Raw genomic sequence first — 15,256 nt, forward strand, 5'->3', positions numbered from 1 at the left:
TCATTCAAACGTGGGGGTCAGCCCGGAAAAATCCGGCTGTTCAGCGTTGTTCTTTGAGATAGCAGACCACCGCCTGACGATCATCGGCGGAGGCCAGCCCCATGTAGGGCATGTAGGTCCCAGGCACGTAGGCCTGAGGTTGGGTGATCAACTGCGTGATGGTTTCGGCTTGCCAGGTCACGTCTTTGCTGCGCATCGCCTGGGAGTAGCTGAAGCCTTCGAGCGAAGCGGATTTGCGCCCGACCACGCCCGCCAGGTTTGGCCCCATCATCCCGGCCATGCCTTTGCTCACGGAGTGGCAGACCCCGCATTCATTGGCGAAGACTTGGGCGCCGTGGCCCTGATCCGGTGCGCAGTCAGCGGCGACGACGGTTTGCGCCAGCGCCAGGGTCAGCACACCGATGAGGGAGAATTTCTGCGAAGTGAACATAAGAAGCGACCTTGAAAATCCGTGAGGGGAAGCAACAGCAGGGTTGAGACGGATTGTCAGCGGTCAGTGACGCGCAGGTTTTGCCCTGCGTGCCAGTCGTGTTGGCTGGCCTGCCAAACCGGGCATTTTGGCAAGCACAGGCAACTCTTTGGCAACCACACAAAAGGCTGGAAAAGTTCCGCGCCTTAGTATCGAAACAGACCTCAACCCTGTGGTCATGAACAAGAATGGATGCCACACCATGCTCAAGTCCCCCTTGCTTCGTCTCTCGACGCTCGCGCTGATGATCAGTGCCACCCAGGCCCACGCCTACGAACTCTATGCCAATGACGACAGTCATTTGAACGCCACGCTGGAAGCCGTCTTCGGCGCCTTCCACAGCCAGGAAAACTACGCACTGTCGGGCCGCCTCAGTGAAGGTTCTTCGTCTTGGCAAGAGGGTTACATCAAGTACGGCCTGAGCTTCGACAAAGGCCTGGCCGGCTTCGGCACCGCTTATGGCGCCGGCAATATGCTCAGCTCCGGCACCTGGGGCGATGGCGATGCCGCCGGTTTCAGCGACGGTTCGGAACGCACCACCAAGTTCGAAGACGCCTACCTCGGCTGGCGCTCGGGCAAGTTGTTTAAAGCGATGGGGGATGACGGTATCGACCTGTCCTTCGGCCGTCAGAACATCGTGGTCGGCGACGGCTTCCTGATCGATGGCGACGCGCTGAACATGGGCAAAGGCCTGGCCGACGGCGAGTTCAATCGCGGCGGCGCCTACTACCTCGCCGCGCGTAAAGCCTTCGACGAAACCGCCGTGTTGCGTCTCGGTGGCAAGCAAGGCTGGCGCAGCGACCTGATGTGGTTGAAGTCCGATAACCGCGCCCAGGCCAAGACCGAAATGTACGTCGGCACCCTCGAACATGTGGCCGAAGAAGGCACGGTCGGCCTGACCTACATCGACACCACCGACATCGACGAGCAATACGCTTCGCCATTGCAGCTGGAACGCGATGGCATGAAGACCTACAGCCTGCGTGCGACCGGCAATGCCGGGGTGAAAAATCTGTTCCTGTCCGGTGAATACGCCAAGCAGGACAAACCGCACACCAGCAGCGAAGACGCCTGGTACCTGGAAGCGGGCTGGACCTTTTCCGATGCGATCTGGACGCCGTATGTCGGCTATCGCTACAGCCGCTTCTCGGAAAACTACGACACCTTGTTCTATGGCTTCAGCCGCGGTTACGGCACCTGGTTCCAGGGTGAGGTGGCCGGTAACTACGCCGGTCCATTTAACAGCAACTCGCGTATCCAGAACGTCACGCTGAAAGTCTCGCCACTGGAGAACCTCAACGTCGGCGCGATGTATTTCAACTACGACACCCTCTCCCGCAACCTCGGCAACACCGATGGTCACGAGGTGGATCTGTACGCCGAATGGCACGTCAACGAGCACCTGACGGTGATGCCGCTGATCGGCCTGTACCAGCCGGACAAGAGCGCCGAGCAAGGCGGCACCCAGTTGGGTAACAACGACAAAAACCTCTACAGCCAAGTGGTGTTCGCCACCACGTTCTAGGTCTGTAAGCCCAACACAATCCCTGTAGCAGCCGGACACAGGCTTCGCCAGTTGCGACAGGGACCGGCTTGAGGCGTACATGGCCTTTCAACGGAAACGGAGTTTCCAATGCACTCAAAATGTCTGACGATCCAGAGCAAGATCGCCCTGCTCGCCGGCCTCTGCCTGTTGTTGGTGGTGGGGTTGCTGATGGGCTTGTCGCTGTATCAAACCCACCAAAGCAGCCAGCAAGTGGCCAAGGCCAGCAGCGACATGCTCGCCAACGCCGCCAAGGAACACATGCAGGCGCTGGGCACCGTGCAGGCGATGCAGGTGCAACGCACCTTCATGCAGACTCACGAATACGGCCAAGGCTTGTCACGGTACTTGCTGTACTTGCGGCAACTTCAACAGCAGGGCCATCTGACCCGGCCGCAACTGCGCCAGGAGCTGAGCACCCAGCTTCACCAGGCCCTGATCGACAAGCCCGACCTGCTCGGGCTTTATGTCATTTTCGAACCCGACGCCCTCGATGGCACTGACGCCGCTTTCGCCAATCAGGCGGACACCGGCAGCAACGAGACCGGCCGCTTTTCCCTGTACTGGGTGCAAAGCAAACCCGGCGAACTGCAAGCGGTGATCGGTGACGAAGCCCTGCTCGCCAACACCTCCCCCGGCCCCAGCGGCGCGCCGTACAACGCGTTCTATACCTGCGCCCGCGACACCCGCCAGGCCTGCGTGCTGGAGCCGTATTTCGACGAGGCATCCGGCAGTCGCAAACTGGTGACCAGCATCGCGTTTCCGCTGATGGACAACGGCAAAGTCATCGCCGTGGTCGGCCTCGACATCAACCTCGCCGCCCTGCAACACAACAGCGAAGCCAGCGCCCATCAACTGTTCGATGGTCACGGGCAGATCAGCATCGTCAGCCCGCGCGGGGTGATTTCCGCCAACAGCCAGGACGTCAGCCGCCTCGGGCAGCCGCTGGACAATGCCCCGGTGATGGACGCCTTGCGTCAGGGCCAAGCGAAGGTGTTTGTCGATCAGCAGCAGATCAACGTCCTCGAACCATTGGCGCCGATGGCGGGCGCGGCGCCGTGGGGCGTGCTGGTCGGTGTGCCGCAAGACGTGTTGCTGGCACCGGTGACCACGCTACAAAACGAACTCGACGCGCAAGGCGTGCAAAGCACCGCGCTGGAGTTGTTGTTGGGCGGTGGCTCGGCGTTGCTGGGGTTGATGCTGATCTGGTATGCGGCGTTTCGCATCACCCGGCCGCTGCAACTGCTCACGCGAGTGATGGAAGATATTTCTCTGGGCGAAGGTGATTTGACCCGGCGCCTGTCGGTGCAATCACGCGATGAAATCGGTCAATTGGCGACGGCGTTCAATCGCTTCGTTGAACGTATTCATCATTCGATCCGCGAGGTGTCTTCGGCGGCACTCGGTGTCAACGAAGGTGCCAAGCGTGTGCTGCTCGCCTCCAATTCGTCGCTGAGCAATTTCGACGAACAATCGACCCGCACCAACAGCGTCGCCGCCGCGATCAATCAATTGGGTGCTGCGGCGCAGGAAATTGCGCATAACGCCTCCGATGCGTCGCAACAGGCTTCGGCCGCACGGCAACAAGCGGAGGACGGGCGTCAGGTGGTCGAGCGCACGATCCAGGTGATGAACGAACTGTCCGGCAAAATCAGCACCTCGTGCGCCAATATCGAAGTGCTCAACGGCAAAACCGTAAACATCGGGCACATTCTCGAAGTGATCAAGGGCATCTCGCAGCAAACCAATTTATTGGCGCTCAACGCCGCCATCGAAGCCGCCCGTGCCGGTGAAGCCGGACGAGGTTTTGCAGTGGTCGCCGATGAAGTGCGCAGCCTCGCCGGGCGTACGCAGACCTCGGCGGCGGAGATTCAGCAGATGATCGAAGAGCTGCAAATCGGCGCGCGCGAATCGGTGACCACCATGACCGAAAGCCAGCAGCACAGCGAGGAAAGCGTGAGCATCGCCAACCTGGCCGGTAAACGCCTGAGCAGCGTGACGCAGCGGATTGGCGAGATCGACAATGTGAATCAGTCGGTGGCCGCCGCTACAGAAGAGCAGACGTCGGTGGTTGAGGCGTTGAATGTCGACATTACCGAGATCAACACCCTGAATCAGCAAGGGGTGGAAAACCTGCAATCGACGTTGCGGGCGTGTACTGAGCTGGAACGGCAGGCGGATCGGTTGAATCAACTTGTGGGTAGTTTTCGGATCTGAGATGGGTGTTGCCTGACCCACCGCCATCGCGGGCAAGCCCGCGATGAACGATAACGCAGTGCCTGGGTATTACTTCGGCACCTCAACGTTATCCAGCATCCGGTTCGCCGCCAGTTCGGCCAGCATGATGATCTGCTGGATCGCCATGGCCGTATGCCGATGCGGCCCTTCCAGGTACCCCGCGAAGTCGCTGGTCATGACACTGGCCTGGGCCAATGTTTCACAGGTGTGGGCCAACAGGTCTTCGTCCCGCAGATTCGGTGCGAGCATGAACATCGTGCTGGGTTTGCGGGTCGCCGGGGATTTGATGGCGCCTGGGTTGAGGTAGTGATCGAGGGCGCGTTCGGCGGCTTCGTGGAGCTTCTTTGAATCGAGTGATTCGTAGGGGGATGCCGGATCTGTGTCTGGCGGATATGGCGTTACCTTGAACATATTTACCTTCGTCCTTATCGGGCAGCCACGCCTCGCTACTAATACGAGGGGTGGCGGCTGTACGCAGGTTAGTAGACCGGAGAACGAAGGCAAAGCCGGCGCGTCCGAGGACGCCCTGCGCACAGCCACCATCAAATACAGGCATGGAAATACCTGTCTGACAGACGCTTGTGCAGCCTTCATATCCTCGGGCTACTAAACCCGATCACTGGGAATCAGTGACGGGAATCAAGTTACCGAGGGCGTCCAAAGCGCACAAGCCGGCGGATTCTGGCGTAGTCGTAGGGAATGGCGCAAGGCGTTGTAGCTTTCAGGAAGTATCCTTAAACACCTTTAAACAGCACTCCGATTTGAGGCCGCCATCGCGGTCCCCCTACCCTCACCCCACCCATTCTGGCATCCACAAACAACCGCTTGGCATACCCACAAACAAGCCCCGTCCCCACCCCCGCGTAGTATCAAAACCGATCCCCTTTTCTACCCCCAAAAACAACAAATCGACCCCAGGGTCGCGGGAGACTTCTGTGCTTAAGAAAAGTGCGTTGGGCTGGCCAAAGATTGCCGGCCTCGGAATTGCGTTAGTAGTGGCCGGGCAGTTCTCCGGCTGGAATTTCGGCCTGATGGCCGGCGGCTGGATGAACATGTTGATCGCCACGGTGCTAATGGCGTTGCTGTGCGGCGGGCTGGCGTTGTGCGTCGCTGAATTGTCGACCGCATTACCCAGTGCCGGCGGTGTGTTCGTCTATGCACAAAGCGCCTTCGGACCGTTCGTGGGTTACCTGGTCGGCGTCGCCTGCGCGATAGCGCTGACCATCGGCACCGGTGCGGCGGCCACCTTTATTTGCGCCTACACCGAATCGATTTTCGGCCTCGGTGGCTGGCCAGTGAAAATCGCCTTGTTCGCGGTGATTATCGGCATCCACCTGCGCGGTGTCGGAGAGGCCATGGGCCTGACCATGATCGCCGGGGTCATCGCGGTCGGCGCATTGCTGACCTTTGGCGTGGCCATGGCGCCGCACGTCGAAACGGCGAACCTGTTGAAGATGCCGGCAGCCCTTACCGGTCCAGCCGTCAGCCTCGGCGGGATATTTGCCTGCGTGCCGTTCGCAATCTGGCTGTTCATCACGGTCGAACAAACAGGTTCGGCGGCAGAAGAAGCGCATAACCCCGGCCGCACCATGCCACGGGGAATTCTCGCTGCCATCGGCACCTTGCTGGTGACCGCGTTAGTGGTGTTGGTCTGCGCACCGGGCGCCGGTGGCGTCGAATTGGTCGGTTCGGCGGGCGATCCGCTGTACGCCGCGATGACCAGCACCAACGTCTACGGCGACGCCTCTTGGCTGGCCAACGTGGTGGGTTGCGGCGCGGTGTTCGGCTTGATCGCGACGTTCTTCTCGCTGATCTACGCCGCTTCGCGCCAATTGTTCGCCATGGCCCGCGATGGACTGTTCCCGCAGTGGCTGGGCAAGACCGGCAAGCGCGGCACGCCGTTCCCGGCCTTGCTGCTGATCGGTGTAATCGGCCTGCCCATGTCCGCGGTCGACCCGGCCACCGTGATGCTCGCCGTCGTGCTGCTGCTCAACGTTTGCTACCTGTTCATTTTCGGCGCGTACCTGCGCATCAAAAGCACCCAGCCGGATCTGCCGCGCCCGTTCCGTCTGGCCGGCGGTACCGTGGTTGCCTGGCTGGGCCTGGCCCTGACGCTGATGGTGATCGCCGCCTGCTTCCAACTCGACATGATGATGCTGATCGCCCTCGTGGTGACTTTCGTCCTGTGCATTTTCAACTTCCTGCTGCGCGCCCGGATGCCCGCCCGCAGCGCCGACATCGAGGTTCCGGACCATGCCTGAAGACACGCTCCTGCAACGTCGCCATCGCGTCCTTGGCAGCGCTTCACCGTTGTTCTACGACACGCCATTGCACCTGGTGCGCGGTGAAGGCGTCTGGCTGTACGACGTCGACGGCCAGCGCTACCTCGACGTCTACAACAACGTGCCCTGTGTCGGCCATTGCAACCCACACGTGGTGGAAGCGATGCACCGTCAGGCGATGACGCTGAACATCCACACCCGCTACCTCGACGAGCAAGTGGTGCGTTACGCCGAACGCCTGACCGCGACCTTTGCCGAGCCGCTCGATACCGCGATGTTCACCTGCACCGGCAGCGAAGCCAACGAACTGGCGCTGCGCCTGGCACGTTTTGCCAGCGGCGGCACCGGCATCATCGTCAGCGATTACAACTACCACGGTAATTCGGCCTCGCTGGCCGAAGTCACCACCGCGCTGCCCTCGCCCGAACCCTTCGCCGCCCATGCCCGCGCCGTGCCGATTCCGTGCCTGTACCACGCGCCGGCCGGCACCAGCGAAGCGCAACTGGCGGAGGAATATGCCGCCAACATCAAAGCCGCCATCGCCTCGATGCAGGCCCAAGGCATTCGCCCCGCCGCGCTGCTGATCGACACGCTATTCGCCAATGAAGGCTTGCCGCGTGTACCGGCCAGTTTTGTGAATAAAGCCGCTGAATTGATCCGTGCGGCGGGCGGTTTGTTCATCGCCGATGAAGTGCAATCCGGCTTCGGCCGCACCGGCGATCACCTCTGGGGTCATCAGGCCCACAACGTGGTGCCGGACATCGTCACCCTCGGCAAACCGATGGGCAACGGCTATCCCCTGGCCGGGCTGATCACCCGCAAGGCCTTGGTCGAATCGTTCGGGCGCAGCGCCATGTACTTCAACACCTTCGGCGGCTCACCGGTGGCGGCTGCGGTCGGCATGGCGGTGCTGGATGTGATTGAAGAACAACAACTGCTGCGCAACGCGCAATTCGTCGGCGCCTATGTGCAGCAGCGCCTGCAAGGGCTGGCCGGCAAGCATTCGATTATCGGTGATGTACGCGGCAAAGGGTTGTTCTTCGCCATGGAACTGGTGCGCGACCACGCCAGCAAGGAGCCTGCCGGGGCAGAAGCGCGCAAGGTGGTGAACGATATGCGGGAAAACGGCGTGCTGATCAGCAAGATCGGCGCCGGCGACAACATTCTCAAACTGCGGCCGCCGCTGGTGTTCAACCGCGACCACGCCGACCTCTTCGTTGACACGCTGGACCGCGCCCTGAGCGCTCTTTGAGGCTTTGTCATGACCCAATTCCACACCCTGAGCCACGACCAGCAAGTCGCCAAACTGCACGACCTCGCCCGCCATGCCCTGCAACAGTGGGACGGCGAGTTTGGCGAGATCGAACTGGTGAAATTCCGCGAAAACGCGGTGTTCTCGGCGCGGCGCGAGGACGGCCAGCGCGTCGCCCTGCGCATCCATCGCAACGGCTATCACTGCGAGGCGGCGCTGCGTTCCGAGTTGCAATGGATGGAAGCGCTGGCCACTGCCGGCATCACCGTGCCGCAGATTATCCGCGCGCGTGATGAGCGGCATCTGGTGGAAGTGCTGCATGCCGACATCGGTGAACCGCGCCATGTCGACATGCTCGCCTGGCTGCCCGGCGCGACGGCGGGCACCTCTGAAGCCGGGGTGCAGGCCGATACGGAAATTGATTTTCTGTTTGCTGAAGCAGGGGCGATTGCCGCACGCATTCACTCGCATGCGGCGAGTTGGCAGCAGCCGGACGAGTTTGTGCGGCATGCGTGGGATGAGGACGGACTGATCGGCGCCAATCCTTTTTGGGGGCGGTTCTGGGAGTTGGAGCAGCTCAGCGACGAGCAGCGCTTGCTGTTCCAGGAAGCCCGACGCCGCGCACGTAACGACTTGCGTCGTTACGGTCGGCACCTGGATAACTTCGGCATGATTCACGCGGACCTTGTGCCGGAGAATCTGCTGATTGAAGGCCCGCAGTTGAGGTTGATCGACTTTGATGATGCGGGGTTTGGCTGGCACATGTTTGAGCTGGCGACGGCGTTGTATTTCTGCCTGGATGATCCGCGGTATGAGCAGATCAAAGCGGCGTTGCTGGCGGGGTATGACGCGGTTAAACCGCTGACTGAAGCGGACCGAGAGACGTTGGCGCTGTTTTTGATGCTGCGTGGCACTACGTACTTGGGCTGGATTCATACCCGCAAAGGTACACCGACCGCGATTGAAATGGCGCCGATGTTGATTGAGCGGGCGTGCTTTTTGGCTAAGGAGTATCTGCAACAGTAACTCCCGATCGTTCCCACGCTCTGCGTGGGAACGATCAACAGCGATCGAAATGGCGCCGATGTGGATTGATCGGGTGTGCTTTTTGGCTAAGGAGTATCTGCAACAGTGCGGTGACTGCCAGTCCGCCTACGCGGTGACTCAGCAAACCGCCGCCGCATGCTCCAGCCGATGAAACAACCGGTTGAAATACACCAGGCTATCCCTCTCTCCGCGCACGCCGACATTCGACAACTCAACAAACATCACCGAATGCGACCCGACTTCCTTGCACTCGGTGATTCGCCCCTCCAGCTGCACCAGCGCATCACGCAGCAACGGCACGCCAGTGTCGCCTTCATCCCACAGGTCCCAGGCAAAACGTTCGGCCATCGTCACCTGGGTCATGCCGGCGAAGTGACGTGCCAGTTCTTCCTGTTCGCCGCACAGCACGTTGACGCACAGATGGCCGTTGGTGCGGAACACGTCGTGGGTGGCGCTGTTGCGGTTGACGCAGACCAGCACGGTCGGTGGCGAATCGGTGACCGAGCACACCGCGCTGGCGGTGATGCCGCAGCGTCCGCCGGGGCCGTTGGTGGTGATAATGTTCACCGCAGCAGGCAGCTGCGCCATGGCGTTGCGAAAGTCGATTTGCTGCTGGCTCAGGTCGGCCATGTCGATGCCCCTTCCTTCAGGAGGACCGTCGTTGCGCGGCCCTTGGTGATGGAACAAGACTAAGGCCCGGCGCGGCCCGTAACCATTCTGACGATCCCCATGGCGAGGTGGGCTTTCCGCTAGTCGACTAGGTGGTTTCTTTATCGTCAGCGCCCTTCGCAGTGGGTATCCTGCCTTGAGGCGCCAACATAGGCGCAAGTCCGCCGCAGCGTGCACGCGTGCGATAAAAATAAATAGAATTTCTCGTGGCAGTCCCTGATGGAAACCCGCAAACCGATTGTTTACATCGTCGATGACGACAAAGACCTGCGCACCTCGCTCGCCTGGTTGCTGGAGTCGGTCAGCGTTCAGGCGCAATGCTTTGCCGGCGCTGAAGAGTTTTTGAGCCAGTACGATCCCAAGCAGCCGGCGTGCCTGGTGCTGGACGTGCGCATGCCGGAAACCAGCGGCTTTCAGTTGCAGGAGATCCTCAACCAGCGAGGCAGCACCTTGCCGACGATTTTCGTGTCTGCTCATGGCGACATTCCGATGTCAGTCACGGCGATGAAAAACGGGGCACTGGATTTCGTCGAGAAACCGTATAACCCGCAGCAAATGATCGACCGCATTCAGGCCGCGCTGAAGACCGCCGTTCATGCCCAGGCCGATCAGCAGCAGCGCCAGAACCTGCAAGGCAAGCTCGCACTGCTGACCAGCCGGGAACGGGAAGTGTTGATGCTGGTGATCGATGGCAAGGCCAGCAAAGTGATTGCCAGGGAGCTGAACATCAGCGTGAAAACCGTTGATGTGCACCGGACCAAGATCAAGGAAAAGATGGGCGTAAGCAGCATTGCCATGCTGGTGCGCGAGGTGCTGCATTTGCCGGTGGATGAGCCTGCAAGGCATTGAGTTTCAATCTTTGGCGGTCTTCAGGCCGCCTTCGCGAGCAGGCTCGCTCCCACACTGGAACTGTGCACGCAGGACCAATGTAGGAGTGAGCCTGCTCGCGATGAGGCCCTCACATTCAACATCGAGTCGACTGACACTCCTCCATCGCGAGCACGCTCGGTCAGTGGCTATAGCGCTTGCGGTACTCGCCGGGCGACACGCCAAAGCGTGATTTGAATGCCGAGGAAAAGTAGCTGGAATCCGAGAACCCCCACGCATAGCACAGCGCCGAGAGCTTCTGCTCGACGTCGGAGCGGCGCAGGTTTTGCGCACAGAAATCCAGGCGCCGATGCTTGATGTACTGCGCCACCACCAGGCCGCGCTTGGAAAACATCCGGTACAACCCACGCACCGAAATCCCCACCTCACGGGCAATCAGCTCCGGGCACAATGCTTCGCTGCTGATGTGTTCGTCGATGTAGGCGATGGTTTTGCGAAATTGCCGCTCGTGGGCATCCGCGCCGACATCGCGGGCGCTGATCCCCGGCAGCAGCAGGCTGACCAGCGCGTCGAGCACCGCTTCGCTTTCCTGCATGTCGAGGCTTTGTTGCTGCCGGGTTTCCAGGACCATGCGGTTGGCCAGCGCCGCCAGTGGCGTGTTGGCCGCAATGCGCGTGGCGCAGTTGACTGCATTGAAGTGCGAACCGCGCTGCACCACCTGGCGCGGCAGGATCAGCGACAACTGCCGGGAATCCTCGTTGTAGGTCATGTCGCTGGGGCGGCAAGCGTCGATCAGCGCGATGTCGCCACAGGCCAATAAAGCGCGGTTGTCGCCCTGCTCGAGTTGCGAACTGCCGCGCAGCTGGAACACCGCGTAGTAGTGGCCGTCGCTGCTGGTGCTGACGTCTTTGCTGGTGCGATACAAATGCACGTGGGCCATGTCGACCACGCTGAGGTTGATCGCGCCGCTGCGGTACTCCGCCAGTTCACCGTAGAAATTCGCGTCCAGTGCGCGGGCGTCGAAGCGCCCACAGGCCTGATTGACCTGGCTTAACCAACTTTCGAATGCATCGTTGCGCACCGCCGAAGTAGTACTCATGACCGCAGGGCCTCACGTCAGTTTTATTGTTATTTTTCGACCGCTTCGTCGAGCGGTTCGATTAGTTCCGGGTACTGACCGTCGCCTCCCTAGACGGTCGTGGGCCGCCGATTTAATCGACTCCCACGCAATGTTTCCAGGGGTTTAGCCCCTTACAGGTCCAATACCAGACGAGCGGAAAGCGCTCGCGAAACGCAGGCGCAAATGCGCTTGTTACCCGCCTTCTCCTTACTCGACAAACAGTTGTCGCGGTGTTCCGGGACGCCGTCCAGCACCTCGACGATGCACGTGCCGCAGATGCCTTCGCGGCACTCGGTGTCGATGTCGCAGCCGTAGGCCTGGAGCACGTCGACCAGGCTGGTATTGGCCGGAATCTGCAGCACCACGCCGCAGCTGGCCAGTTCCACTTCAAAACCGCCACTCGGGCCGGCATTGGCGGCGGGATCGGCCTGGAAATGTTCCAGGTGAATCGCGTCTTCGCTGCGGCTGCGGGTGGCGACTTCCACCACTTTGTTCATGAACGGCGCCGGGCCGCAAGTGTAGACGTGGGCCGTGTTGCCGGCCTGAGCCAGGCTTTGGCTCAATGCGGTGTCCATGTCGGCCGGTTCGACGCCGTAATGAAACTGCACATGATCGGCAAACGTGCTGGCCAGCAGCGCGGAAAACGCGGCGTACTCCGGCGAACGGGCGAAATAGTGCAAGCGATACGGTTGGCCGCTTTCTGCCAGTCGATAGGCCATGCTCAACAGCGGCGTGACGCCGATCCCGGCGGCAAACAGCACGTGCTCGGTGGCGGTTGGGTCTAGGCGGAACAGGTTGCGTGGCGCCCCCATTTCCAGCTCCATGCCCTCTTCCACCTCGTGCAGGGCTGCGGAACCACCGCGCGACTGCGCTTCTTTCTTCACCGCGACCAGATACGCGCGGCGGTCCTGCGGCGGACTGCACAGCGAATACTGGCGTGTCACGCCGGTCGGCCCGGTCAGGTCGACATGCGCCCCCGGTTCATAACTGTCGAGCGGCTGACCGTCACTGCGCACGAGGCGAAAGGAACGGATATCCAGCGCTTCGTCGACGATCCTTTCGATCCTCACCTTCATCATTGCATCACCTGAAATACGGTTGATTCGACTAATTCTTGGTTCTGGCACAGCTTTTGTGGCGAGGGAGCTTGCTCCCGCTCGGTTGCGCAGCAGCCGCAGAATCTTCGGTGCGGCCATTATCTTTGGGCCGCTTCGCAGCCCAGCGGGAGCAAGCTCCCTCGCCACAGTTGATTGCGTGTCAGCGCATGAACAACCCGCCATTGATGTCCCAGCACGCGCCGGTCACGGAGGCGGCGTGGTCGGCAATCAATAGCAGGACGCTGTCGGCGATGTACTCGGGGGAGCCGAGGGTGCCCGACGGAATCATCTTCAGAATCTGCTCCAACCTTTCCGGCGCCACGGTTTCGCGCACGATCGGCAGGTCCAGCGGCCCCGGCGAAATGCTGTTGACCGTCACCCCTTGCGGCGCCAATTCACGGGCAAAGACCTTGGTCAGCGTCGCCACCCCGCCCTTGGCCGCCGCGTAATGCGCGCCCGTGGCGGTGCCGCCGTTCTGCCCGGCAAGCGAAGCGATGTTGACGATGCGCCCAAAACCACGCTCGGCGAAGTGCGCGCCGAACACCTGGCAGGCGACAAACGTGCCGCGCAGGTTGATCGCCATCGACTCGTCGAACTCCTCGGGTGTGATCTCCATCAACGCTGCGACTTTCGACTGACCGGCGTTGTTCACCAGAATGTCCGTGCCGCCCCAACGCGCGGCGAGCAGATCACGGGCGCGGACAAAGTCGGCCTTGTTGCGCACATCCAGTTCGATGGCCACGGCTGTCGCGCCGCTGCCATCGAGTTCCGCCGCCAGCCGTTGCACGCCGTCGAGGCACACATCGGCCAGCGCGACGCGATAGCCCGCCGCATGCAAGCGACGAGCGATGCATTCGCCGAGACCGCGCGAAGCGCCAGTCACCAGAGCAACTCGGTTCATGGTGGCGGCCCTCACAGCAGGAAACCGAGCGCGTTGAGGCTGTCGGTGGAGTTGATCAGGCGCACGACCTTGCGTTCCAGTTTCGCCACGCCATCGACGAAGCGAATGCGGTGATTGAGGTCAGCCACGAACGGCGTGTGCACCCCACGTTTGTAGGCGTACAGCAACTGCGCGGAATTCACTTCGACGAGGTCGCCGGCGGCCTCCACCAGACGAAAACGCGAAATCGTGCGGATGGTTTTCGCCGCGTCCACCGCCGACGGCGAGTAGCCGGCGGTCAGGCGCTCGATGCGCAAGTCACGCATGCGCGCATCGTCATAGGCGTAGTTGAGCGTCGCTTCAAAGTCTTCGGTGTCCGGGTCGATCGGCACGATGTACTTGCCGCTGTCGCTCCACAAGGTCGCCCATTCGGCGTAGTGCTTGTGATCGAGCAACTCGGCTTCGCGCCAGATGAATTCGATGGTCTGGGCCAACGGGCCGGAAAAACCGCTCAAGGTGTCGTGATTGCTCATTGGCTCATCATCCTTTTCCACATGTCATAGGCACCGCGCATGCCGCCCTCGTCGGTGGCGTGGCTCACCTTGTCGCCGTTCTCGGCGGTGATTTCGCGATTGAGACCGCGGTTGACCAGGATTGGCGCGTCGACGCCGGCGTACGAGCCGCGCTGCACACGGTCCCAGGCCTCGGCGTCGTCGGGGCTGCCGAAACCGAACGGGCCCTGGAAGTGTTCGTGAATGCGCAGGCGCTCGCGGTTGGCGATTTCCGGGCCGCCGTCCATGCCAAGGGCGACGTGGCGGATCTCGGTTTCGGTGACCGAGACCGGACGCAGCACGCGGAAGAACGACATCGACATCGCCACGTTCGGGAACAGGTTCAGGTTGAACCCGGCTCCGTGCAGCGAACGCACGATGCGGCGCACCTGATCTGCCGGCAGGGTTTTCGACAGTTCTTCGGTGACGTGGGCGAAGCGCTCCTGCAGTTGTTCAGTGCCGTCATCGTGATCCAGATCGACGTGCTCCGGCACCATCACCATCACGCTGTGGCCATTGCCCAGCGAGTGAGTGACCGCTTGTTCGTCGGTCATGAACGAGAGCATTTCCGAGGTTTCTTCATCCACTGACGACATGAACGACTTGTGCACGATCGGGAAGTGGTAACCGTCGGTGGTGTTTTCCAACTGGATCTTCCAGTTGCCCTTGAAGCTGAACTTGTGTTCGCCCTGGGTCTTGATCGGGTAGCCGGCGCCCTGCTTCATGAACAGGTCCATCCAGTGTTTGGCACCACCGAGGAAGTCTTCCAGCGGTTCGATCTCGTCGTTGTAGCTGGCGAAGACCATGCCGGCGTAGCTTTCCACGCGCAGGCTGGTCAGCGGCAATTCGGACTTTTCCAGAATGCCTTCGTAACCGTCCGGGTACGGCAGCGCACGCAGTTTTCCGTCCAGGCCATACGACCAGCTGTGGTACGGGCAGGTGAAACCGGTGGCGTTGCCTTTGTGTTTTTCGCACACCGTGGCGCCACGGTGGCGGCAGCGGTTTTCCAGCACATTGATGGTGTTCTTCTTGTCGCGAACCACGATCACCGGGCGACGGCCAATGGTCGCGGTCTTGAAGTCGCCGCTGTTGCGCACTTCGCTTTCGTGAGCCACCCACACCCAGGTGCGGTAGAAAATCTTTTCCAGCTCGGCTTCGAACAGTGCCGGATCGTTGTACAGCGAGACATCGACGCGGTCGTGACGGACCAGTTCGTCGGGGCTTTTAGATGATGCGATCAGCCGGTATTCATGAGTGCTCATGCGGTTCTCCTCATGGCT

General features: G+C 61.1%; 13 protein-coding genes and 2 pseudogenes. 7 read left to right on the forward strand and 8 right to left on the reverse strand.

Annotated features, from left to right (window positions below; all coding sequences use genetic code 11):
- Nucleotides 1-40: 40 nt before the first annotated feature.
- Nucleotides 41-430 (reverse strand): c-type cytochrome, encoded by a 390-nt coding sequence (locus J2X66_RS25335; protein WP_310270101.1) that lies wholly within the window; start codon nucleotides 428-430, stop codon nucleotides 41-43.
- A 241-nt stretch (nucleotides 431-671) separates the two neighbouring features.
- Between J2X66_RS25335 and J2X66_RS25340 the strand changes: the two genes are divergently transcribed.
- From J2X66_RS25340 to J2X66_RS30355, 3 genes and pseudogenes are all read left to right on the forward strand, one after another.
- Entirely contained in the window at nucleotides 672-1,994 is a 1,323-nt protein-coding gene (locus tag J2X66_RS25340; protein ID WP_310270103.1) for a hypothetical protein, read from the forward strand.
- 327 nt (nucleotides 1,995-2,321) lie between these two features.
- Nucleotides 2,322-3,371 (forward strand): annotated as a pseudogene (locus J2X66_RS30350) (HAMP domain-containing protein); the annotation flags it as partial.
- 261 nt (nucleotides 3,372-3,632) lie between these two features.
- Nucleotides 3,633-4,229: pseudogene (locus J2X66_RS30355) on the forward strand (methyl-accepting chemotaxis protein); the annotation flags it as partial.
- 69 nt (nucleotides 4,230-4,298) lie between these two features.
- Here J2X66_RS30355 and J2X66_RS25350 read toward each other — a convergent pair.
- Nucleotides 4,299-4,661 (reverse strand): DUF6124 family protein, encoded by a 363-nt coding sequence (locus tag J2X66_RS25350; protein WP_310270109.1) that lies wholly within the window; start codon nucleotides 4,659-4,661, stop codon nucleotides 4,299-4,301.
- Between the two features lie 524 nt (nucleotides 4,662-5,185).
- Between J2X66_RS25350 and J2X66_RS25355 the strand changes: the two genes are divergently transcribed.
- From J2X66_RS25355 to J2X66_RS25365, 3 genes are read left to right on the forward strand one after another with little or no spacing between them, the layout of a single operon-like run.
- Nucleotides 5,186-6,511, forward strand: a complete 1,326-nt coding sequence (locus tag J2X66_RS25355) for an amino acid permease (RefSeq protein ID WP_310270112.1) — start codon at nucleotides 5,186-5,188, stop codon at nucleotides 6,509-6,511.
- A complete protein-coding gene (locus tag J2X66_RS25360) occupies nucleotides 6,504-7,784 on the forward strand; it encodes an aspartate aminotransferase family protein (RefSeq protein WP_310270114.1) in 1,281 nt (426 codons plus the stop codon). The genes J2X66_RS25355 and J2X66_RS25360 overlap by 8 nt, the downstream gene beginning before the upstream one ends.
- Nucleotides 7,785-7,793: 9 nt before the next feature.
- Nucleotides 7,794-8,810, forward strand: a complete 1,017-nt coding sequence (locus J2X66_RS25365; RefSeq protein WP_310270117.1) for a phosphotransferase — start codon at nucleotides 7,794-7,796, stop codon at nucleotides 8,808-8,810.
- Between the two features lie 138 nt (nucleotides 8,811-8,948).
- Here the strand turns inward: J2X66_RS25365 and hpaC are convergent, their stop codons facing one another.
- Complete coding sequence (gene hpaC, locus J2X66_RS25370) at nucleotides 8,949-9,461, reverse strand: 4-hydroxyphenylacetate 3-monooxygenase, reductase component (protein WP_310270120.1); 513 nt, start codon at nucleotides 9,459-9,461, stop codon at nucleotides 8,949-8,951.
- A gap of 258 nt (nucleotides 9,462-9,719) precedes the next feature.
- On the opposite strand from hpaC, the gene J2X66_RS25375 reads away from it, so the two are divergent.
- Nucleotides 9,720-10,349, forward strand: a complete 630-nt coding sequence (locus J2X66_RS25375) for a response regulator transcription factor (RefSeq protein WP_007945336.1) — start codon at nucleotides 9,720-9,722, stop codon at nucleotides 10,347-10,349.
- A gap of 160 nt (nucleotides 10,350-10,509) precedes the next feature.
- On the opposite strand, the gene feaR is transcribed toward J2X66_RS25375, so the two are convergent.
- The 5 genes from feaR to J2X66_RS25400 form a co-directional block, all read right to left on the reverse strand.
- Nucleotides 10,510-11,427 carry a transcriptional regulator FeaR gene (gene feaR / locus J2X66_RS25380; RefSeq protein ID WP_310270122.1) on the reverse strand — a complete coding sequence of 306 codons (918 nt, stop codon included), beginning with the start codon at nucleotides 11,425-11,427 and terminating at the stop codon, nucleotides 10,510-10,512.
- A 152-nt stretch (nucleotides 11,428-11,579) separates the two neighbouring features.
- Nucleotides 11,580-12,527, reverse strand: coding sequence for a PDR/VanB family oxidoreductase (locus J2X66_RS25385; RefSeq protein WP_310270125.1), 948 nt, complete (start codon nucleotides 12,525-12,527; stop codon nucleotides 11,580-11,582).
- A 178-nt stretch (nucleotides 12,528-12,705) separates the two neighbouring features.
- Nucleotides 12,706-13,446 (reverse strand): SDR family NAD(P)-dependent oxidoreductase, encoded by a 741-nt coding sequence (locus J2X66_RS25390; protein WP_310270130.1) that lies wholly within the window; start codon nucleotides 13,444-13,446, stop codon nucleotides 12,706-12,708.
- 11 nt (nucleotides 13,447-13,457) lie between these two features.
- Nucleotides 13,458-13,958, reverse strand: a complete 501-nt coding sequence (locus J2X66_RS25395; RefSeq protein WP_310270135.1) for an aromatic-ring-hydroxylating dioxygenase subunit beta — start codon at nucleotides 13,956-13,958, stop codon at nucleotides 13,458-13,460.
- On the reverse strand, nucleotides 13,955-15,238 hold the full coding sequence (locus J2X66_RS25400; RefSeq protein WP_310270139.1) for an aromatic ring-hydroxylating dioxygenase subunit alpha: 1,284 nt from the start codon (nucleotides 15,236-15,238) through the stop codon (nucleotides 13,955-13,957). The genes J2X66_RS25395 and J2X66_RS25400 overlap by 4 nt, the downstream gene beginning before the upstream one ends.
- Nucleotides 15,239-15,256: the final 18 nt, after the last annotated feature.

The organism is Pseudomonas sp. 3296, assembly GCF_031456615.1.
GTDB lineage: Bacteria > Pseudomonadota > Gammaproteobacteria > Pseudomonadales > Pseudomonadaceae > Aquipseudomonas > Aquipseudomonas mucoides.

Coding starts and splice junctions, on each gene's coding strand:
- J2X66_RS25340 (WP_310270103.1), top strand. CDS start 672: ATGCTCAAGTCCCCCTTGCTTCGTCTCTCGACGCTCGCGCTGATGATC.
- J2X66_RS25375 (WP_007945336.1), top strand. CDS start 9,720: ATGGAAACCCGCAAACCGATTGTTTACATCGTCGATGACGACAAAGAC.
- J2X66_RS25385 (WP_310270125.1), bottom strand. CDS start 12,527: ATGATGAAGGTGAGGATCGAAAGGATCGTCGACGAAGCGCTGGATATC.
- hpaC (WP_310270120.1), bottom strand. CDS start 9,461: ATGGCCGACCTGAGCCAGCAGCAAATCGACTTTCGCAACGCCATGGCG.
- J2X66_RS25365 (WP_310270117.1), top strand. CDS start 7,794: ATGACCCAATTCCACACCCTGAGCCACGACCAGCAAGTCGCCAAACTG.
- J2X66_RS25395 (WP_310270135.1), bottom strand. CDS start 13,958: ATGAGCAATCACGACACCTTGAGCGGTTTTTCCGGCCCGTTGGCCCAG.
- J2X66_RS25335 (WP_310270101.1), bottom strand. CDS start 430: ATGTTCACTTCGCAGAAATTCTCCCTCATCGGTGTGCTGACCCTGGCG.
- J2X66_RS25360 (WP_310270114.1), top strand. CDS start 6,504: ATGCCTGAAGACACGCTCCTGCAACGTCGCCATCGCGTCCTTGGCAGC.
- J2X66_RS25390 (WP_310270130.1), bottom strand. CDS start 13,446: ATGAACCGAGTTGCTCTGGTGACTGGCGCTTCGCGCGGTCTCGGCGAA.
- J2X66_RS25400 (WP_310270139.1), bottom strand. CDS start 15,238: ATGAGCACTCATGAATACCGGCTGATCGCATCATCTAAAAGCCCCGAC.
- feaR (WP_310270122.1), bottom strand. CDS start 11,427: ATGAGTACTACTTCGGCGGTGCGCAACGATGCATTCGAAAGTTGGTTA.
- J2X66_RS25350 (WP_310270109.1), bottom strand. CDS start 4,661: ATGTTCAAGGTAACGCCATATCCGCCAGACACAGATCCGGCATCCCCC.